The 18045-nt window shown below is 72.7% G+C and carries 18 protein-coding genes; 9 read left to right on the top strand and 9 right to left on the bottom strand.

Going from position 1 to position 18045, the window contains the following annotated elements:
- Positions 1-38 precede the first annotated feature (38 nt).
- Positions 39-2762, bottom strand: coding sequence for a cation-translocating P-type ATPase (locus tag ACQP6G_RS09025; protein ID WP_429763952.1), 2724 nt, complete (start codon positions 2760-2762; stop codon positions 39-41).
- 194 nt (positions 2763-2956) lie between these two features.
- On the opposite strand from ACQP6G_RS09025, the gene ACQP6G_RS09020 reads away from it, so the two are divergent.
- The 4 genes from ACQP6G_RS09020 to ACQP6G_RS09005 are packed head-to-tail and all read left to right on the top strand — an operon-like array spanning position 2957 to position 5656.
- Positions 2957-3388, top strand: a complete 432-nt coding sequence (locus tag ACQP6G_RS09020) for a DUF6325 family protein (RefSeq protein ID WP_429763951.1) — start codon at positions 2957-2959, stop codon at positions 3386-3388.
- A 1-nt stretch (position 3389) separates the two neighbouring features.
- Positions 3390-3680 carry an SHOCT domain-containing protein gene (locus ACQP6G_RS09015; protein ID WP_429763950.1) on the top strand — a complete coding sequence of 97 codons (291 nt, stop codon included), beginning with the start codon at positions 3390-3392 and terminating at the stop codon, positions 3678-3680.
- A 33-nt stretch (positions 3681-3713) separates the two neighbouring features.
- Positions 3714-5213 (top strand): glutamate/gamma-aminobutyrate antiporter GadC, encoded by a 1500-nt coding sequence (gene gadC / locus ACQP6G_RS09010; protein WP_429763949.1) that lies wholly within the window; start codon positions 3714-3716, stop codon positions 5211-5213.
- The gene (locus ACQP6G_RS09005) at positions 5210-5656 is read left to right on the top strand and encodes a hypothetical protein (protein WP_429763948.1); all 447 of its coding nucleotides are present in this window, start codon (positions 5210-5212) and stop codon (positions 5654-5656) included. Before gadC ends, ACQP6G_RS09005 begins: the two co-directional genes overlap by 4 nt.
- A 13-nt stretch (positions 5657-5669) precedes the next feature.
- Here the strand turns inward: ACQP6G_RS09005 and ACQP6G_RS09000 are convergent, their stop codons facing one another.
- Positions 5670-6167, bottom strand: a complete 498-nt coding sequence (locus ACQP6G_RS09000) for a pyridoxamine 5'-phosphate oxidase family protein (RefSeq protein WP_429763947.1) — start codon at positions 6165-6167, stop codon at positions 5670-5672.
- 251 nt (positions 6168-6418) lie between these two features.
- Between ACQP6G_RS09000 and ACQP6G_RS08995 the strand changes: the two genes are divergently transcribed.
- Positions 6419-7081, top strand: a complete 663-nt coding sequence (locus tag ACQP6G_RS08995; protein ID WP_429763946.1) for an SDR family NAD(P)-dependent oxidoreductase — start codon at positions 6419-6421, stop codon at positions 7079-7081.
- A gap of 27 nt (positions 7082-7108) precedes the next feature.
- Here the strand turns inward: ACQP6G_RS08995 and ACQP6G_RS08990 are convergent, their stop codons facing one another.
- From ACQP6G_RS08990 to ACQP6G_RS08975, 4 genes are all read right to left on the bottom strand, one after another.
- Complete coding sequence (locus tag ACQP6G_RS08990; RefSeq protein WP_429763945.1) at positions 7109-7537, bottom strand: YybH family protein; 429 nt, start codon at positions 7535-7537, stop codon at positions 7109-7111.
- Positions 7538-7626: 89 nt separating this feature from the next.
- Positions 7627-8715 carry a LacI family DNA-binding transcriptional regulator gene (locus tag ACQP6G_RS08985; RefSeq protein ID WP_429763944.1) on the bottom strand — a complete coding sequence of 363 codons (1089 nt, stop codon included), beginning with the start codon at positions 8713-8715 and terminating at the stop codon, positions 7627-7629.
- A gap of 45 nt (positions 8716-8760) precedes the next feature.
- Positions 8761-9852 (bottom strand): hypothetical protein, encoded by a 1092-nt coding sequence (locus ACQP6G_RS08980; protein WP_429763943.1) that lies wholly within the window; start codon positions 9850-9852, stop codon positions 8761-8763.
- Complete coding sequence (locus tag ACQP6G_RS08975) at positions 9849-11165, bottom strand: ABC transporter substrate-binding protein (protein ID WP_429763942.1); 1317 nt, start codon at positions 11163-11165, stop codon at positions 9849-9851. Before ACQP6G_RS08975 ends, ACQP6G_RS08980 begins: the two co-directional genes overlap by 4 nt.
- Before the next feature lie 311 nt (positions 11166-11476).
- Between ACQP6G_RS08975 and ACQP6G_RS08970 the strand changes: the two genes are divergently transcribed.
- The 3 genes from ACQP6G_RS08970 to ACQP6G_RS08960 all read left to right on the top strand — a co-directional run bounded on the left by ACQP6G_RS08970 (position 11477) and on the right by ACQP6G_RS08960 (position 13773).
- Positions 11477-12073, top strand: a complete 597-nt coding sequence (locus ACQP6G_RS08970) for a DUF6318 family protein (protein WP_429763941.1) — start codon at positions 11477-11479, stop codon at positions 12071-12073.
- Between the two features lie 203 nt (positions 12074-12276).
- The gene (locus tag ACQP6G_RS08965) at positions 12277-13047 is read left to right on the top strand and encodes a hypothetical protein (RefSeq protein ID WP_429763940.1); all 771 of its coding nucleotides are present in this window, start codon (positions 12277-12279) and stop codon (positions 13045-13047) included.
- A 231-nt stretch (positions 13048-13278) separates the two neighbouring features.
- A complete protein-coding gene (locus ACQP6G_RS08960; protein WP_429763939.1) occupies positions 13279-13773 on the top strand; it encodes a hypothetical protein in 495 nt (164 codons plus the stop codon).
- A gap of 20 nt (positions 13774-13793) precedes the next feature.
- On the opposite strand, the gene ACQP6G_RS08955 is transcribed toward ACQP6G_RS08960, so the two are convergent.
- The 3 genes from ACQP6G_RS08955 to ACQP6G_RS08945 all read right to left on the bottom strand — a co-directional run bounded on the left by ACQP6G_RS08955 (position 13794) and on the right by ACQP6G_RS08945 (position 16823).
- Positions 13794-14546, bottom strand: coding sequence for a carbohydrate ABC transporter permease (locus tag ACQP6G_RS08955; RefSeq protein ID WP_429764289.1), 753 nt, complete (start codon positions 14544-14546; stop codon positions 13794-13796).
- Positions 14547-14620: 74 nt separating this feature from the next.
- Complete coding sequence (locus ACQP6G_RS08950; RefSeq protein WP_429763938.1) at positions 14621-15571, bottom strand: carbohydrate ABC transporter permease; 951 nt, start codon at positions 15569-15571, stop codon at positions 14621-14623.
- Positions 15572-15617: 46 nt separating this feature from the next.
- Positions 15618-16823: a sugar ABC transporter substrate-binding protein gene (locus tag ACQP6G_RS08945; protein WP_429763937.1), complete on the bottom strand. Its 1206-nt coding sequence runs from the start codon at positions 16821-16823 to the stop codon at positions 15618-15620.
- Between the two features lie 170 nt (positions 16824-16993).
- Here ACQP6G_RS08945 and ACQP6G_RS08940 point away from each other — a divergent pair, with 170 nt between their 5' ends.
- Positions 16994-18004 (top strand): LacI family DNA-binding transcriptional regulator, encoded by a 1011-nt coding sequence (locus ACQP6G_RS08940; protein WP_429764288.1) that lies wholly within the window; start codon positions 16994-16996, stop codon positions 18002-18004.
- Positions 18005-18045 lie beyond the last annotated feature (41 nt).

The following is an 18045-nucleotide window of genomic DNA, read 5'->3' as shown; positions in this document are numbered from 1 at the left end:
CCGAGCGCGCCCCGACCGCGATGCCGTGGACGGCGGCGTCAGGTGCGGACCCGGAGACGCCGTCGCCGGGCGACCAGCTTCCACAGCTCCTCCACCACCACGAGGGACAGCGCGAGGCCGGCGGCCGAGCACCACTGCCCGAACGACAGCCCGGTGGTGCCGAAGATCCGCGTCAGCAGGTCGATGCCCGTCACCGCGACGATCGCGAGCAGCGCCAGGCCGTACCGGCGCAGCTGGACCGCCCCGGGCAGGGCGTCCCGGTCGAAGATCGTGCCCTCCGGGTCGCGCGAGAGCAGCGCCCCGGCGAGGTGGAACAGCGACAGGGTGGTCAGCAGCATCGTCGTCGCGACGACGGCGCCGCCCTGAGCGTCGCCGACCTGGTAGGCGATCAGCGATCCCACGGTCATGACGAACCCCTGCACGCAGAGCCGGACCCAGCCGCGGCGCGAGATCACCGGCGCGGACACGGGCCGCGGTGCCCTCGACATCAGCCCCCGCGCGGGCTGGTCGAACCCCAGCGCGATCGCGAGCGGGATGTCCACGACCATGTTGAGCCACAGGATCTGCAGGGGGTCCAGGGGCACGCCGCCCGCGATCCCGAGGGTGCCGGCGCCGAGGAAGATCGCGATGTAGGCGACGAGCGTCGACATCTGGAAGCGCAGGTACTTCACCAGGTTGTCGTAGAGCGCCCGGCCGTAGGACACCGCGCCGACGATGGTCGCGAAGTTGTCGTCGGTGAGCACCATGACGGCGGCCTCCTTGGAGACCTCCGTGCCGGTGATGCCCATGGCGACGCCGATGTCGGCCGTCTTGAGCGCCGGGGCGTCGTTGACGCCGTCCCCGGTCATCGCGACCACGTCGCCCTGCTCCTGGAGGAGCCGGACCAGGCGGACCTTGTCCTCCGGCGCGACGCGGGCGACCACGCCGATCTCGTCGAGGTCGCGGAGCAGGCGTTCGTCGCTCGTCGCCGCGAACTCGCGGCCCGTGACGGCCCGGCCCTCGATGCCGAGCTCCGCGGCGATCGCGGCGGCGGTCGTGGCGTGGTCGCCGGTGATCATCCGGACGCGGATGCCGGCCCCGCGGCACTCGGCGATCGCCGCCCTCGCCTCGGGGCGGGGCGGGTCGACGATGCCGACCATGGCCAGCAGGGTCAGCCCGTCCACGAGGCGGACGAGGTCGCCGGGCGCGGTCCCCTCGAGCACCCCCGGCTCCAGGTCTCGCCGGGCGACCACCATCACGCGCTCGCCCGCGGCGGCGATCTCGTCGTTGGCGGCGAGCGCGCGCCGGCGCTCGTCGTCGGTCAGGGCCGTGACCGTCCCGTCCGGACGCAGGACGGCGGTGGACCGGCCGATCAGCACGTCCGGCGCGCCCTTGACATAGCAGCGCACGACCGCCCGCCCGTCGGCGACGACCTCGTGGAACGTCGCCATGAACTTGTACGCGGAGTCGAACGGCACCTCCGCGACCCGGGGCAGCGCCGCGCGCGTGCCCGCGACGTCGAGCCCGCCCTTCGCGCCGAGCACGATCAGCGCACCCTCCGTGGGGTCGCCGACGAGGTCCTCGCCGTCCAGCACGGCGTCCGCGCACAGCACCATCGGCAGCAGGTAGGGGTCGAGGTCGATCCGCTGCCCTCCGACGTGCCGGATCTCGCCGGCGGTGGAGTAGCCCTCGCCGGTGACGGTGAAGCGGCCGTGGCCCGGGACGACGAGCTGGCGGGCGGTCATCTTGTTGAGCGTCAGGGTGCCGGTCTTGTCCGAGCAGATCGCCGACGTCGAGCCGAGGGTCTCGACCGCGGGCAGCCGTTTGACGATCGCATGGCGGCGGGCGATCTCGCGGGTGCCCATCGACAGCAGCGCGGTGACCACGGCGGGCAGCCCGGTCGGGATGGCGGCCACGGCGAGCGCGACGCCCGTGACGAACAGCGTGTCGAACGGCTGCCCCTGGGCCAGGCCGAGCATGACGACCAGCACGAGCGCGACGCCGGCGACCGACGCGATGATCCGGGACAGCGCGTCGAGCTGGCGCTGCAGGGGCGTGCGCGCCGTCTCGGTGCCCGCCAGCATGTCGGCGATGTGCCCGATCTCGGTGCCCATCCCGGTCGCCGTCACGACGAGCTCGCCGCGCCCCCGGGTCACTGCCGTGTTCATGAACACCATGCAGACCCGGTCGCCGAGCGGGACCCCCTCGCCCGGCACGGGGTCGACCGACTTCGCGACGGGCAGGCTCTCGCCCGTCAGCGCGGCCTCCTCGACCTCGAGGGCGGCCGCCACCCAGAGGCGCCCGTCGGCGGGCACCCGGTCGCCCGCCTCGACGAGGACGACGTCCCCCGGCACCAGCTCGGCCGCGTCGATCTCCGCCGCCAGGCCGTCGCGCCGCACCCGGCAGACCGTCCGCATCATCTGGGCCAGCGCCCGGACGCTCTCCTCGGCCTTGGCCTCCTGCCGCAGGCCGATGACGGCGTTGAAGACCGTCAGGCCCGCGAGCACGACCGTCGTCCCGGTGTCGCCGGTGACCACCTGGTTCACTGCGGCGGCGACGAGGAGCACCACCTGCATGAAGTCCTGGTACTGGCGCAGGAACGCCCGCCACCCGGGCTCACGGGCCTTGGCCGCGAGCTCGTTGCGCCCGTGCGACGCGAGCCGCGTCCGCGCCTCCTCGGCCGTCAGTCCGTGGGTGGGGTCGACGCCGACCGCGCGTGCGACGTCCCCGGCCTGGGCGGAGACGGGGTCGATCGAGGTCGGTCCGGGGTCGGTAAAGGTCATGCTCGGCTCCAGGTGGCGGCGAGACGGCGCGGCACCACGGGTGGTGGTCGTCACGACCGATGCTGCGGGTGACCCGGGTGGCGACGCTCCACCCCGCCCGGGGTGGGGTGCGACCACCCGCGACGGTGCCAGTCTGTCCGTCGCGGCCGCACGGGCCGCGCCCGGCAGGCTGGCACCGTCGCAGGAGGACCTCGATGACCGAGCAGCAGGTGGGACCGATCGACTACCTCGTCCTGGAGTTCCCCGGCGCGAGGCTGCAGGGCAAGGGGCTGCCCGCGCTCCTGGACCTCGTGGAGCGCGGGATCATCCGGATCCTCGACCTGCGGGTGGCGAAGGTGACGGAGACGGGCGTCGCCGGCGTGGCGCTCACGGACCTCGACGACGACGGGCAGCTGGACCTCGCGGTGTTCGAGGGGGTGACGTCCGGCCTGCTCGACGACGACGACCTGGCGCGCGGCGCCTCCCTCGTGGAACCGGGCAGCGCCGTCGGGATGATCGTGTACGAGAACACGTGGGCCGGACCCTTCGTCGCCGCCATGCGCGAGGCCGGCGCGGAGGTCGTCTCCAGCGGCCGCATCCCGGTGGACGACGTCGTCGCGGCGCTCGACAAGCTCGAGGAGGAGTGAGATGGGACTGCTACGAGGGGTCGCCCGGACCGCGGTGGTCGCGGGGACCGCGACCGCGGTGTCGAACCGGGTGTCACGACGTCAGGCCGGCCGCTGGGCCGCGCAGGAGCAGTACGCGGAGCCGCAGCAGCAGTACGCGCCGCCGCCTCAGCAGTACGCGCCGCCGCCGGCACCGGCCGCCGGCGGCGACGACGTCATCGCGCAGCTGGAGAAGCTGGGCCGGCTCCGTGACAGCGGCGTCCTCACGGACGAGGAGTTCGCCGCCCAGAAGGCCAGGCTGCTGGGGGCATGACCTGACCGGCGAGCGGGGACGAGGGAGACGACGATGAGCGCCACGGACACGCCCCGCCCGCCTGCGGCCGGGGCCCGGACGAAGCCGCCGGCGACGGCCTGGATCTCCTGGGTCGCGCTCGCCATGATGACGACCAGCTCGGTGGCCAGCCTGCGGGCCGCGCCGACCATGGCGGTCTACGGGCTCGCCTGCGTGTTCCTCTACCTGCTGCCCGCGGTGGTCTTCCTGCTGCCCACGTCTCTGGTGTCCGCCGAGCTCGCCTCGGGCTGGAAGGGCGGCGTCTACAACTGGGTCTCGCTCGGCATCTCCAAGCCGATGGGCTTCCTCGCCGTGTGGTGCCAGTTCGCGATGACGATCTTCTACTACCCGAGCCTGCTCGGGTTCGTCGCGAGCACCCTCGCGTACGTCTTCAACCCGTCCCTGGCCAGCAGCGGCGTCTGGACCGCGCTCGTCATCATCGTCGTCTACTGGAGCGGCGTGTGGGTGTCCTCGCGCGGGACCAAGGGCGTGGCAGGCCTCGCGAGCGGCGGGCTCATCATCGGCACCCTCATCCCCGGCGTCGTGCTCGTGACGCTGGGCATGGTGTTCCTCGGCCAGGGCAACGAGTCGGCGGCGCCGATGACGAGCGACCACATCTTCCCCGTGTGGGCCGGCCTCGCGAGCCTCGTGCTCATCGTGAACAACTTCCTGTCGTACTCCGGCATGGAGATGAACGCGGTGCACGTCTCCTCGCTGAAGAACCCGGCCAAGGAGTTCCCCAAGTCGATGTTCCTCGCGATGGGGATGGTGCTGCTGATCTTCATCCTCCCGGCGCTGGCGATCAGCTGGGTGGTGCCCGCCGAGGAGCTGTCCCTCACCGCCGGCGTCATGCAGGCCTTCGACGCCGTGTTCGCGAGCTTCGGCTCGCAGTGGCTCACCCCGATCGTGGGCGTCATGCTGGTCACGGCGTCGCTGGGCGGGATGCTCACGTGGCTGGCCGGGCCGTCCAAGGGCCTGCTGCTCATCTCGCGGCAGGAGGGCTACCTGCCACCGTTCCTGCAGCGCCTGAACAAGCACGGTGTGCAGCAGAACATCCTCGTCGTGCAGGGCGTCGTGACGACGGCGATCGGCCTGATGTACGCGCTGATCCCCGACGTCTCCAGCGCCTACTGGATCTTCTCGGTGATCACCACGCAGGTCTACCTGATCATGTACCTGCTCATGTTCGTCGCCGCCGTCGGCCTCCGGCGCCGGTACCCGGACCACCCGCGCGGCTTCCGGGCGCCGATGCTCGTGGCGCTCTGCGGCGTCGGGTTCGCGGCGTCGCTGGCGGCCCTGCTGGTGGGCTTCGTGCCGCCGTCCCAGTTCGGCGGCGGCAACACCGGCCTGTACTTCCTCATCGTGGGCGGCGGGGCGCTGGGGCTCGGCCTCCTCGTCCCCTACCTGTTCTACCGCTTCCGCAAGCCGTCGTGGCGGCAGCCCGACGACGGCGGCGAGGCGGGCACCGACGTCGCGGGCACGCCCCCTGACGGCTCGGGGGTGAGCGCGGCATGAGCACCGTCGACGAGACCCAGCCGCCCCGCGAGCGCCGGACGCTGTACGTGGTGGTGACCGTCGTGGTCGTCGCGCTCGTCGTCCTCGGACTGATCTTCTTCCGGTCGGGCGAGCAGACCCGCGACGCCGAGGCCAAGGCCGACCAGCTCATCGCGGCGCTCGACGCCGCCGGGGCCCGCACGCCGTCCCAGGACCAAGTGATGCGGGTGCTCGCGGACGACGGCGGCGCGGTGTGCGCGAACCCGAACGAGGCGCTGAGCCGGGCCGCCTACCTCGCCCAGCTCGCCAACGGGGCCGGCGGCCCGGGGGCACGGCCCGTGATCGCGGACAGCCGGGTCGTGCGCGGGCAGGTGCTGATCATGGGGATCTACTGCCCCGACGAGCTCGCGGAGTTCCAGGAGTTCACCGACGGACTGACCACGGAGGACCTCACGGCGCCGTGACGGGCGGGACCGTTCACCCCTGCCCGTCCGTCCCGCGCGCCGCGAGCTCCTGGAGGAACGCCGGGATCCGGCCCGTGCCGAAGTCGTAGTAGCGGGCCCAGGTCGGCACGACGGCGATGCGCGCCATGCGGTCGTAGAGCGCGCGGCAGGCCTGCTCGAACTGCTCGAGCTCCGCCCCGGCCATGCCCTTGCCGGCGGCGGCGAGGTACTCCGGCACGAGGCCGTCGACGACCGTGATCTCCGCGCGGCCGCGCACCGACAGCGACTTCGCCCCCGACGGCGAGTCACCGTCGACGAGGGACAGCGCCACGTCCGGGCGGGCCCGCAGCGCGGCGACCTTGGGCGCCGTCTCGGCGGTGGAGACCACCAGCTCCCGGCCGGTCCACCAGAACCCCGCGGGGACCACCCGTGGCGTGCCGTCCTGCGCCGTGTACGCCAGGTGCAGGGCGGACGGCGAGCCGAGGAGCTCCCTCGCGTCCGCCAGCTCGCGGTCGATCTCCTGCTGCTTCATCGCGTGCGTCCCTCCGTCGGTCGCGGCGCCGGTCGCCGCCTCACCCCGGGGACGGAGCGGGCCGCGCGTCCTCGACATCGGCGTGCTCCCGACATCGAACCGCGGCCGCGGCCCTTCCGCCCGACGTGGGCACCGTGGGGTCCCCTGCCGGTACACCCCACGCCAGGGACTCCCCCGCCCGCCGCCGGAGGCGTTGACTGGGACCCGGGCCGGCGCCGCACGGGCGCCGACCGCCACGTGGGAGGAACGACATGACGACGCTCGCCATCATCGGCGCCGGCCCCGGCCTCGGGCTGTCGGTCGCGCGACGCTTCGGCCGCGAGGGCTTCTCGGTCGCGCTCGTCGCCCGGGACGCCGCGAAGCTGGACCGGCTCGCGGCCGGGCTGCGCGACGAGGGGGTCACCGCCGCCGGGTTCGTCGCCGACGCCCGGGACCGCGCCGCGCTGACCGCTGCGCTCGACCGGGCGGCCGCCGACCTCGGCCCCGTCGAGGTGCTGCAGTACAGCCCCGTGCCCGCGCGCGAGTTCATGAAGCCGACGCTCGAGACCACCGCCGACGACCTCGTCGGCCCGCTCGAGATGTCCGTGCTCGGCCCTGCCGCCGCCGTCCGGCACGTCCTGCCCGGGATGCGCGAGCTGGGCCGCGGCACCGTCCTGTTCCCCAACGGCGGGAGCGCCGTCCGGCCGCGCGACGCCGTCACCGGCACGTCCGTGGCCTTCGCCGCCGAGAGCGCCTACGCCCGGCTGCTGCACGAGGTCCTGGCACCGGAGGGCATCCACGTCGCGCAGCTCATCATCCCGCTCGGCATCGGCGGCGGGGAGCCGGACCACGACCCCGACGCCCTCGCCGACCGGCTGTGGCGGCTGCACGTCGAGCGTGGCGAGTTCCGCACGTTCGTGCGGCCGCTGGACTGACGCTGCCCGCCCGACGGCCGCGGCCCGTCAGCGGCCGGTCGCGCCCTCGTCGGGGAAGGACGCGGTGACCAGCGGATCGGCGTGCATGTGCACGATCCGCCAACCGGCCGCGCGCCGCAGGTAGACCTTGGTGACGCGACGCTCGCGGACCTCGGTCTCCCCCGTCGCGGACCGGGAGTGGATCTCCTCCACGTGCACGGTCCAGGCGGTGTCCCCGTGGACGTGCTCGTCGAGCTGGTCGAACCGCCGGTAGACGCCGTTGCCGTACGTGACGGCCACGGCGGCGAGGCGGTCGCGCACCTCCTCCCAGCCGCGGGCGACCCCGCCGAACGCGCCGAGCAGGGAGACGTCCGGGGCCCGGTCCCAGAGCTGCTGGAAGTCGTGCGGGTCGCCGGCCACCAAGGCGGCCAGGGCGGAGCGCTGCGCCGCCTGGAAGTCGGCCCACGTCGACACCATCGTCCTGACCCCTCGGGGTGAGCGGTACGGGCCGCGGGACGGACGCCGGCGGCCTCGGAGCCCCACGTCACCACACCGGCCGCGACCGTTCAACCCCTGCGGCCGCCCGGCGCGGGCGCGGCGCCGCACGACGCCCGGACGGTCAGCCTCGGGAGCAGGCTGAGGTGCCGCGGCGGGCGGCGGCTCGCGCCGTCCTCCGCCATCCGGTCGACGAGCAGCCGCAGCGACTCCTCGCCGATCTCGCGGCGCGGCGGGGTGACGGTGGTGAGCGGGACGACGGCGAGCTCGGCGTTCTCGTCGTCGTACGCGACGACGGCGAGGTCGCCCGGCACGCGCAGCCCGCGGTCGAGCGCACCCTCGACGAGGCGCGCTGCGTGGTGGTCGGTGTGCGCGACGACCGCCGTCGCGCCCGCCGCGACGCACCGGTCCAGGGCGTCCTCGACGGCCGCCGCCAGCGCGATCGGGTCGCCCTCCTCCCCGACGTCGAACGACACGTCGGGCCCGGGCTCCAGGCCGAGGCGCGTCAGCGCCGTCGCGAACCCCGCGCGCAGGTGCGGCGCTGTCGGGGTGCGGTCGTAGACGGCCAACGCGATGCGCCGGTGGCCCAGGCGGTGCAGGTGCTCGACGGCGAGGACGCCGCCCTGGGCGTGGTCGGTGCGGGCGAGGTCCAGCTCGCTCAGGCTGGTGTCCCCGTCGAGCTGACGCTCCATGAGCACCAGCGGCACGGCGACGGAGCGCAGCCAGGACGCGAGCTCGGCGACCGGCCGCTCGCGCGTCGTCGGCGCGACGACCAGCCCGGAGACGCCGAGGGCGACGAGCCGGTCGACCTGCGCCACCTCGACCTCCGGCCGGTACTGCGACACCCCCAGCACCAGCCGCACGCGCAGCGCGGGGGCGACCGCCTCCGCGCCGCGCACCACGGAGCGGAAGTACGACGTCGTGTTCGGCACGACCAGGCCCACGAGGCTGCGCGCCGGCCGGGGCGCCGGGGCCGCGTCGAGGGCCACCGCGCCGCCATGCACCCGACGGAGCTTGCCGGCACCCTCCAGCGCGACAAGGTCGCGGCGCATCGTGATCTCCGAGACGCCGAGACGCGCGGCCGTCTCCGCCGAGCGCAGGGCGCCGCGCAGCGCCAGCTCGCGCAGCACCAGCTCGTGCCGCTGGCGTGCCAGGTGCATCGCCGCTCCCTCGTGTTCCGCGTCGCCGGCAGGGTATCCCGGCCGTCACCCGCCGAGGCGGGCGGCCCAGTCGGCGGGTGCGGGCAGCGGCGGGGCCTCGACCCCGGCGAGCCGGTACAGCGTGGGGCGCACGGTCGTGACGAACTGGTGCGTGGCGTTGAGGTCGCCCTCGTCCAGCCCCAACCCGAGGCGCACCGCGTTCGGCGCCGGGACGGACGCGCCGACGTGCCGTGAGAAGCCGCCGTCCCCGCGGGCAAAGCCCACCGCGTTGCAGGTCGTGATCGCGACGAGCTCCGCGACGTCGGCGTCCGGGACGCCGCCGAGCTGACCGCCCACGACGTCCACCAGCTCCACCGGGTTGCGCAGCCAGCACGCGTCGACGCACGGCTCGGTGCGGATGACGTCGAACGCGGCGGCGTAGATCTCGCGGGCGAGCGGCACCGGTCGTCCGACCTGCCGGCAGAACAGCGCGAGCTTGAAAGCCCCCGACAGCCGGTTGTACGGCACGCCCTCGCCCGCGAACCCCGTCGCCGGGTCCTGTCGGGCGCCCACGTGCGCGAGCGCGGCGTCGACGAGCGGCTCGCGCCGCTCCGCCGGCAGGAGCGCGAGCAGCGAGCCCTGGGCCTGGAGATTGTCCTGCGCGAGCCACGAGTCGTCCCAGGGCCGGCGGTCCAGCCACTCCTCGAACGCCGCCACCGACTCCACGTGCCGCGTGAACGGCGTCGTGCCCGACGTCGCGTCCGGCAGCGGGTGCAGGGGCGCCGCGCCCAGCCGCCGCAGCGCCGTGGTGGACACGTCGAGCGCGCGGCCGCGCAACCGCTCGATCTCGCGCATCTCGTTCTGCCGGTCCAGGAAGTAGCCCGTCGACGGGTCCTGCCGGTCCTGGAAGTAGCGCACCAGGGCGTCGTGCACCGAGGCCGGGAGCGCGCCGAGCAGGCCCGCCCGGTCGACGATGTTCACCGCGAACGCCGTCGACTCCAGGTCCGCCTCGAGCTCGGGGCGCGTCCGCGAGCTCGCGGCGTAGTAGAACCCGCCGCGATCCGCGTCCCACAACGTCGGCAGCCACTCCAGCAGGTGGTCGAAGAGCCGGTCGAACTGCGCGAGCGCGGGTGCGACGTCGGCGGTCGTCGCGGTCATGACCGCCCCACCCTCTCGTCGGCGAACGAGAACCACTGGCTGACGAACTCGTCGACCGTGAGGTTGCCGTACTGCAGCTCCTCGCTGAGGCGCTTGAACTCGGCCTCGAGCTCGCCGACGCCCTCGACCGGGACGGGGACAGTCTCGGTGACGACGTCCGCGACGTCCTCCTCGTACTGCACCACGCGAGCGTCGACCGAGCCCGGCTCCACGCCCATCGCGTCGATCTGCGCCTGGGCCGCGGGCACGCCCTTGGAGGTGCCGAAGATCCTTCCGACCTCCGGGTCGTTGACGAGGAAGTCGATGAGCGTGGCGGCGGCCGCCGGCTGCTCGGTGGAGGCCGACGCCGACAGCAGCATGCCCGGCTTCCAGAACTGCTGGGGCCCGTTCGGCCCGGACGGCATGGGCAGCATCTTCACCTCCTGGCCGGTCTCGGACTCGTAGCTGCCGAGGAAGTTGTCCCACGTCATGCCGGCCGCCTGCTCCCCGACGGTGAAGCCCTCCAGCGGCTCGATCTGCTTGGCCTTCTTGATCGGGAAGAACGCGTCGGCGTCGCGCAGGTCCTGGCCGCGGTCCAGCCACTCGGTCATCTGCGCCTCGTCGAAGTTCAGCCGACCGTCGTCGGTGAACGGCTCGACGCCCTGCTGGATCAGCCATGACAGGAAGAACCACAGCTGGCCCGTGTAGTCGCTGAACCCGTACAGGACCGGGTCGTGGCCCGCGCCGACCTTCGACGTCTTCGCGATCCACGCGTCCAGGTCGTCCCAGGTGTACCCCTCGGCGGGCGGGTTGACGCCGAGCTCGTCGAGCAGGTCCGCGTTGTAGAAGAGCGCCAGCGTGTTGGTGCTGAGCGGCACGCCGAACTGGCCACCGTCGAGCTCCCCCGCCGACACGAGCGACTCGTCGAGCCCGCCGACGTCGAGGTTCACACCCTCCTGGCCCGAGAGGTCGAGCAGCTGGCCGGTCGCGCCGTACTGCCGCAGGTACGACAGGTCCATCTGCATGACGTCGGGCAGTGCGCCACCCGCCGCCTCCGTGGCCCGGGCGCCCCAGTAGTCGTCCCACGCCTGGAACTGCGTCTGCACCGTGATGTTCGGGTGCTTCTCCTCGAAGACGTCGATCGCCTTCTCGTAGAGGTCCGCGCGGTCGTTGTCGCCCCACCACGCCATGGAGAGGGTGATGTCCTCGTCCGTGCTCAGCTTCTCCGCCGAGCCCGGCGCCGTCGTCCCCGGTCCGCCGCCGCACCCCGTGAGGGTGAGTGCCACCGCCGCCAGCGCCGCCGTCATGCCGGCCGCCTTGCGTGCCAACCTCATGAGAGCCTCCTCGCTCGTCGACCATCCGTACCCGGCGACCTCGCCGGCGCGAGACGAACGGTAGGTCTCGAGGTGGTGCCCTCGGTGCGAACGAGCGGCCAACCGATCATTTCCGGTCGTTCGAGGCGGTTCACTCGCGCAGGCCCGTCGCGCCCACCTCGCCGCGGCGGACTCTCCGGCTCATGTCTCGTGGCCGACGAGCGTCTTCCCTCTGCCACCTGCACCGACGCGATATCCACAGACGCTCAGGCAACCAAATGACGATCTGCTCTACAGTGACCGCGACGTCACCGCCGACAGGGAGCCCCGTCATGACCCGCAGCCGGGCCATTCTCGCCGCCACCTCTATCGCCGCTGCCGCTGTGCTCCTTGTCGCCGGCTGCGACGATGACCCGCCCGCGACGCCGTCTCCCGAGCCCACCGCCGCCAGCGCGAGCCCCTCGGCGTCCCCGTCGCCCAGCGCCACCGCTGTGGTCGTCGCGCCCGAGCGGCCGAAGGCGATGGACGGCGACGGCCCCGCCGGCGCCGAAGCGGCAGCGGTGTACTTCCTCGAGCTCGACGACTACATCATGAAGACGGGCGACACTGCCGAGTGGGAGTCGATGTCCACGAGCAGTTGCGGACACTGCGCTGCCCGACTTGATCAGGCTCGTGATATCGCCGAGCAAAACGCAGTTTGGGAGGGCGGCGAGACTGAGGCACGCGTTGTGCACACCTATGAACAGGATGCCGCGACCAGCATTTGGCCAATTGACGTGGAGATCAAAGTCGCACCAGTCACGGTGAACGATGCCTCCGGAAAGCAGATCTTCGAGGATCCGGCGCGAGAGGCCGGCCTCCGTGTCGAGATCGCCCACAAGGATGGCAGCTGGGCGGTTGTCGGCGTCGCGAATAGGCCGGAGTCGTGATGTCTGGCTATGTCATTGCGATCGCGACGGCGCTGATGCTCTCATCGGCGACGCCGCCCCCACCCCTTGACCTCAGCGGCTCGATTCCGGATAGCAAAGACTCCGTCGCCGTCGAAGGAACGTCGAACGCGTGGAAGCAAGGCCACGACGGCCGTGAGCCCGCGAACAACGAACCCAAGGACCGCTACGCCCGCACCGACGCGGTGACGTGCGGGACGCTGGGTGAAGACCTGGATTCCCTCAGCGGCATCGTCACCGCACCGGGTGCATGCCCGGAAGGCACGGACGTCGTCGAAATCACGACACCGTGCGAAGACGGTGAGTACGCCCTCGATGCGCTCTGGGTCCAGCAAGTCCGGGAGAACGGCACCTACGACGACGCCGAGCAGCTCACCGAGGACGAGTGCATCTCCCCCGCGGACATCGCACGCCAGGCACAGCGCGAGTTCAAGTCCATGAAGATCCGGGCGCCGGAAGCGACGGTGCAGGGCAACCCGCCGATGGTGGTCAACGTCCACTACCCGGCGTACACCACCGCGGCGCCGCAGGACCGCACGGTCACGCTGCTCGGTGTGCCCGTCGTCCTGCGCGCGGAGCCCACCGAGTACGCGTGGGACTTCGACGACCCGTACTCGTCCACCGGCAGCACGCTCACGACGACGTCTCCCGGTCGCCCGTGGCACGAGGGCGACGCCACCCCTGACGAGTCCTGGGTCGGGCACACCTACAGCCAGCTCGGCACGCCCGGCGAGGACGCGGGCACCGCCGTCGACGACAAGGGCAACGTGTACCGCGACGGCGTCACCGTCTCGCTCACCACCACCTGGCAGGGCCGCTTCCGCGTCCAGGGCACCAGCGACTGGACGGACATCCCGGGCACCATCTCGACGACGAGCACCACGGGCCCCACCACGGTCACCGAGGCACGCACGCGCCTCGTCTGCGAGGACCTCGACGGCAACGACGTCTGCTGACCCACCGCGCCCCGACGTAGCGCCCGGTGGCGGTTCCGAGTCGGGAACCGTCACCGGGCGCTACGTCGACAGCACGTCCGCCGGAGCCCGAGGCCGCGGCGCCAGGCCCTAGATCACGCTGCGCCCCTCGGCCCTGGCCTTGCGCAGCTCGCGGTAGAACGCGCGTGCGCCGCGCAGCCAGGCGCGCGAATCCCGTCGCTCCCGACGGGAGGCCCTGCCAGACTCGCGGGCATGACGACCGACGCCAGGCACGGCGACCGCCCCGGCACGACGCCGCCCCTCCGCACCGCGCGGGTGCTCCGCGTGACGGAGGAGGCGTGCGACGTGTGGCGCGACGGCGGTGTCGCCACCGTGCCGTTCGCCGCGACCCTTCCGGCACCGCGTACCGAGCGCGTCTCCCCCGGCCACCTCGTCGCGATCGCGAGAGCGACCGACGGGCGCGACGTCGTCGTCTGGCGATGGTTCGACGCCGTCGTCCTCGGCGAGGAGGCCGACGGGTCGGTGCGCCTGTGGGAGCCGGCCCACGGCGAGGTGCTCGCACGGCGCCGGCCCGGTTGTCGCCACCTCGAACCGGGTGTGCGCGCCTATGCCTCGGCCGGCCTGCCCGGCGCCGGCTGGTGGGTGGCGTCGGCCGCCGGCGGGGGCGACGTCGTCCCCCCGGCCGACCTCGACGAGGTCGCCGCGTTCTCTGCGAGCAACGGCCTCTGGGCGGCGGCCCTCGGCTGAGGGGACGAGGTCATCTCACGTCACTTCACCGCGCCGCCGAGCGCGCCGGCGGCGATGTACCGCTGCGCGAGGACGAGGAGCACGATCGCCGGCACGGAGGAGATGACGGCGCTCGCCATGACGGGCCCCCAGCTCTGGACGCTGCCCTGCAGGTAGTCGTAGATGCCGAGGGTGATGGGCTTGATGTCCGCACCCGTGGTGAGGGTGAGGCCGAACATGAAGTCGCTCCACGCGAAGAGGAAGCTGAACAGGCCGGCGGTGATGAGCGAGTTCCTGCTCACCGGCACGATGATCGACCAGAACGCGCGGAAGTGGCCGGCGCCGTCGACGCGCGCCGCCTCGGTGAGCGCGGGCGGGATGGACCGCATGAACGCGCTCATGATGAGGATGGCGAACGGGATGCCGTGGGTGGCGTTCGCGAGGATCAGCCCGACGTACGTGTTGAGCAGGCCCAGGTCGTTGAACAACGTGTAGAGCGAGTTCGCGATGACGATGCCGGGGATCATCTGCGCCAGGAGCAGCACGAACAGGAAGATCCCCATGCCGCGCAGGCGGAACCGCGACAGCGCGTAGGCGGCGGGCGTGGCGATCACCAGCGACACGAGCACCGCGCCGAGGGCCACGATCATGCTGGTGACGAGGTTGCCGGTCTGGTCCTCCCACGCCCGCTGGTAGCCCTCGAACGTGACGTTCGTCGGGAAGAACGAGCTGTTGGCCGCCGTGCCGCCGCCCTGGAGGGACACGTTGACCATCCAGTAGACGGGGAACAGCATGACCGCGAGGAGCACGATCCCGACGATCGTGTACCGCAGCTTCCGGGCGTCGGTCGTCTGATTCACGATGAACCTCACTCATCCACGGCGCGCTTGTTGACGCGCAGGTACACGACGGCGAACAGCAGCGACACCACGATGAGGATGTTGCTGACCGCGGCGCCGGTGCCGAAGGAGAACTCCTGGAACGAGCGCCGGTAGGAGTCGGTGGCCAGGGTCTGGGTCGCGTTGGCGGGGCCGCCGCCGGTGAGGCCCAGGATGATGTCGAGCACCTTGAGGGTGTAGATCACGCCGAGCACGAGGACGACGCTGACCACGGGCCGCAGGTTGGGCCAGGTGATGTGCCAGAACGCCTTGGCGCCGGTGGCGCCGTCCAGGGCGCCGGCCTCGTAGAGCTCGTCGGGGATGTTCTGCAGACCGGAGTACAGCAGCGTCATGTTGAACGGGATGCCCACCCAGACGTTCACCAGGACGACGGCGACGAGCGCGACGTCGGGGCTGGTGAGCCAGTGGACCGGCGCGATGCCGATCGTGCCCAGCGCCTCGTTGAGGACGCCGCCGTCCTGGTCGAGGATCCACTTCCACACCGCGGTGCCCGCGATCATCGGTAGCAGCCAGGGCAGCAGGAGGAGGGACCGCAGCACGTTCCCCAGCGGGAACCGCCGCTTGAAGAAGAGGGCGAACAGGAGCCCGATGACGAACTGGCCGACGATCGAGCCGATGGTGAACAGCGCCGTGTTGAGCACGGTCGTGCGGAACAGGCCGCTCGTCACGACCTCGACGTAGTTGTCGAGCCCGACCCACGGCGCCTCGCCCGAGACGAAGGTCCGCACGGTGTAGTCCTGCGACCCCATCACGAGGTTCTTGACGATCGGGTACCCGAAGAACACGAGCACGTACGCGATCGCGGGCACGAGGAACAGCCACTGGGCGGTCCGCTCGCGCATCCGGGCGCGGCTGCGCCGACGGTCGGCGCCGCGACCGGGCGCGACGACGGGCGCCGGGCCGGCGAGGGTGGTGGTCATCGTCGATCCTTCCTCGGTGACGACGCGCGCGACGTGGGCGTGCGCATCAGTGCTCCGTCGCCCGCTCGAGGGCTTCCGCGGGAGGCTCGCTCCCGGTCAGCGCGAGCTGCTGGGCGGTGTAGATCTGGGTGGCGGCGCCGGGCCAGTCCGGCCCGAGCAGCGCGGTGCGCGACCGGGCGGTCTGCACGGTGTCGACGAACGTCGCCACGACCGGGTTCTCGGCGGCCGCCTCCGCGGCGACCTCGGTGTCCGACGGGACGGCGCCGCGCCCGGTCGCCATCGCGAGCTGGTGCTCGCCGCGGGTCACGCACGCGACGAAGTCGCCGGCCTTCGCCATCTTCTCGGGGTTCCCGGTGCGCGGGACGGTGAACGCCTCGCCACCGAGCGGCGCCTCGAGCGTGTCCCCCGCCTCCGGGACGGGCAGCGGGACGGCGGCGTAGTCGAGGCCGTCGGCCGCCTCGAGCGCGGGCATGTTCCACGGCCCGTTGACCATCATGGCGGCCTTGCCCGCGATGAACTGGTCGTTGACGTCGTTCTGCGACCAGTTGACGACGCTCGACGACGCGTACCCGTCCTGCACGAGGCCGTTGACGAAGGAGAGCGCTTCGACCGCCTGGGGCGACGTCAGGTCGTCCTCGTCCGCCCCGTTGCTCCACAGGTAGGGCAGGAACTGCCAGGTGCCCTCGAAGGTGTTGGCGGCGCTGAACGCGAGGCCGTAGCGCCCGTCGGTGGTCAGCGCCTCGGCGGCCGCGCGCAGCTCGTCCCACGTGGTGGGCGGCTCGATCCCGGCCTCGGCGAGCGCGTCGACGTCGTAGAACAGCCCGACCGTGTTGACGACGGGCGCGATGCCGTACAGGTCGCCGTCGTAGGTGCCCGCGTCGACGACGCCCTGCGGGAACCCGTCGCCCGTGATGCCGTAGTCGGTCAGCGGGCTGAGCGCGCCGGACGACGCGATCTGCTGCACGTCGGGGTTGTCGAGCATGAGGACGTCGGGGAGCGTGTCGGACGACGCCTGCTGCAGGACGGTCGCGATGAGCCCGGAGCCCGCCACGTGGTTGGCCTGCACCTTCATGCCGACCTCGGCGGCGCAGGCGTCGTAGACCTCCTGGTAGACGGGCGCGCTGGTGTCGGACAGCGTGTCGGTCACGATCAGCGTGCCGTCGTCCGCACGGGCACCGCCGCTGCAGGCCGAAAGCCCCAGGACGACGACGGCGGCCGACGCCGCGCCGACGGCGGTGTGGGTTCGTCGCACAGTCGTAGCTCCTTCGCTCGGTTCACGTGACGGCGAGGTTAGGCACGACCCGGCGAGGCTGTCAAAGCGCTTTACCAATCTCGTCCGGCTGTGTGATCATCGATCCGCACCACCGATCCCGAGCTTTGTTCCCGACCTGTTCCCGACGTGAGGAGTGCCCCGTGGTGACCATGCAGGACGTGGCCGACCGGGCCGGCGTCTCCCTGACGACCGTGTCGTTCGTCGTCAACGGGACCAAGCGCGTGGCCCCGGCCACGCGCACCCGCGTCGAGGACGCGATGGCCGACCTGGGGTACCGCCGCAACGTGCTCGCCCGGGCTCTGGCGAGCCGCCGCAGCCACATCGTGGCGCTGGTCTTCCCCGCCCTGCAGCACCGCCTCGGCAGCACCGCGCTGAGCATCGTCACCGCCGCCGCGAGCGCCGCGACCGAGCGCGGCTTCAACGTCGTGCTCTGGCCGGTCGACGACGTCGCCCAGCTCGACGACTACCTGTCCGGCGGGCTCGTCGACGGCGTCCTGCTCATGGAGGTCACCGCCGACGACCCGCGCGTCGCGCTGCTCGCGGCGCGCGCGGTGCCCTTCGGGCTGATCGGCCGGACCGAGGACACGACCGGGCTGTCGTACGTCGACATGGACTTCGCCGGCATGGTCGCCACGGGCCTCGACCACCTCACCGACCTCGGCCACCGCCGGGTGGCGCTGTTCCTCGGCGAGCCGGGCGGCCCCTCCGGCGCCGCATGGTCGGGCTACGGGCCGGTCGTCCGCACCGCGCGGGCCTACGAGGCGGAGGCGGCCCGCCGCGGTCTCGACCCGATCGTCGTCCGCGGCGGCCAGGACCCGCGCTCGGGCCGGCAGGCCGCCACCGCCCTGGTCGCCGACCACCCCGACGTCACGGCCGTCCTCGTCCTCAACGAGGCGGCGCTGTCCGGGTTCGTGAACGGACTCGTCGCGGCCGGGCGCGCCGTCCCCGACGACGTCTCCGTCCTCGCGCTCGCGACCTCCGCGGCGGACCTGGCCACGGCCGACCCCGCCGTCAGCGCCGTCGTCGCGCCCGGCGCCGAGCTCGGCGCCCGCAGCGTCCAGGACCTCGTCGACCGCCTCGCCGACCCGTCCGCCGCCCCCACCCACGACCTCCTGCCCGGCACGCTCCGGCTCGTCGGCTCCACCGCCGACGCCCGCTGAGACCGGTCGGCGCGCCCCGCACCACCCGCACCACGGAAGGC

Origin of the sequence: Isoptericola nanjingensis (assembly GCF_050311635.1) — a bacterium.
In the GTDB taxonomy this organism is placed as follows: domain Bacteria; phylum Actinomycetota; class Actinomycetes; order Actinomycetales; family Cellulomonadaceae; genus Isoptericola; species Isoptericola nanjingensis.
Note: the sequence above shows the minus strand (reverse complement) of the source record. Positions and strands in the feature narration are given on the sequence as shown.

Bases quoted from the DNA above. Each gene is read 5' to 3' on its own strand.
- ACQP6G_RS09025 (WP_429763952.1), bottom strand. From the start codon at position 2,762: ATGACCTTTACCGACCCCGGACCGACCTCGATCGACCCCGTCTCCGCC.
- ACQP6G_RS09020 (WP_429763951.1), top strand. From the start codon at position 2,957: ATGACCGAGCAGCAGGTGGGACCGATCGACTACCTCGTCCTGGAGTTC.
- ACQP6G_RS09015 (WP_429763950.1), top strand. From the start codon at position 3,390: ATGGGACTGCTACGAGGGGTCGCCCGGACCGCGGTGGTCGCGGGGACC.
- gadC (WP_429763949.1), top strand. From the start codon at position 3,714: ATGAGCGCCACGGACACGCCCCGCCCGCCTGCGGCCGGGGCCCGGACG.
- ACQP6G_RS09005 (WP_429763948.1), top strand. From the start codon at position 5,210: ATGAGCACCGTCGACGAGACCCAGCCGCCCCGCGAGCGCCGGACGCTG.
- ACQP6G_RS09000 (WP_429763947.1), bottom strand. From the start codon at position 6,167: ATGAAGCAGCAGGAGATCGACCGCGAGCTGGCGGACGCGAGGGAGCTC.
- ACQP6G_RS08995 (WP_429763946.1), top strand. From the start codon at position 6,419: ATGACGACGCTCGCCATCATCGGCGCCGGCCCCGGCCTCGGGCTGTCG.
- ACQP6G_RS08990 (WP_429763945.1), bottom strand. From the start codon at position 7,537: ATGGTGTCGACGTGGGCCGACTTCCAGGCGGCGCAGCGCTCCGCCCTG.
- ACQP6G_RS08985 (WP_429763944.1), bottom strand. From the start codon at position 8,715: ATGCACCTGGCACGCCAGCGGCACGAGCTGGTGCTGCGCGAGCTGGCG.
- ACQP6G_RS08980 (WP_429763943.1), bottom strand. From the start codon at position 9,852: ATGACCGCGACGACCGCCGACGTCGCACCCGCGCTCGCGCAGTTCGAC.
- ACQP6G_RS08975 (WP_429763942.1), bottom strand. From the start codon at position 11,165: ATGAGGTTGGCACGCAAGGCGGCCGGCATGACGGCGGCGCTGGCGGCG.
- ACQP6G_RS08970 (WP_429763941.1), top strand. From the start codon at position 11,477: ATGACCCGCAGCCGGGCCATTCTCGCCGCCACCTCTATCGCCGCTGCC.
- ACQP6G_RS08960 (WP_429763939.1), top strand. From the start codon at position 13,279: ATGACGACCGACGCCAGGCACGGCGACCGCCCCGGCACGACGCCGCCC.
- ACQP6G_RS08955 (WP_429764289.1), bottom strand. From the start codon at position 14,546: ATGCTGTTCCCCGTCTACTGGATGGTCAACGTGTCCCTCCAGGGCGGC.
- ACQP6G_RS08950 (WP_429763938.1), bottom strand. From the start codon at position 15,571: ATGACCACCACCCTCGCCGGCCCGGCGCCCGTCGTCGCGCCCGGTCGC.
- ACQP6G_RS08940 (WP_429764288.1), top strand. From the start codon at position 16,994: ATGCAGGACGTGGCCGACCGGGCCGGCGTCTCCCTGACGACCGTGTCG.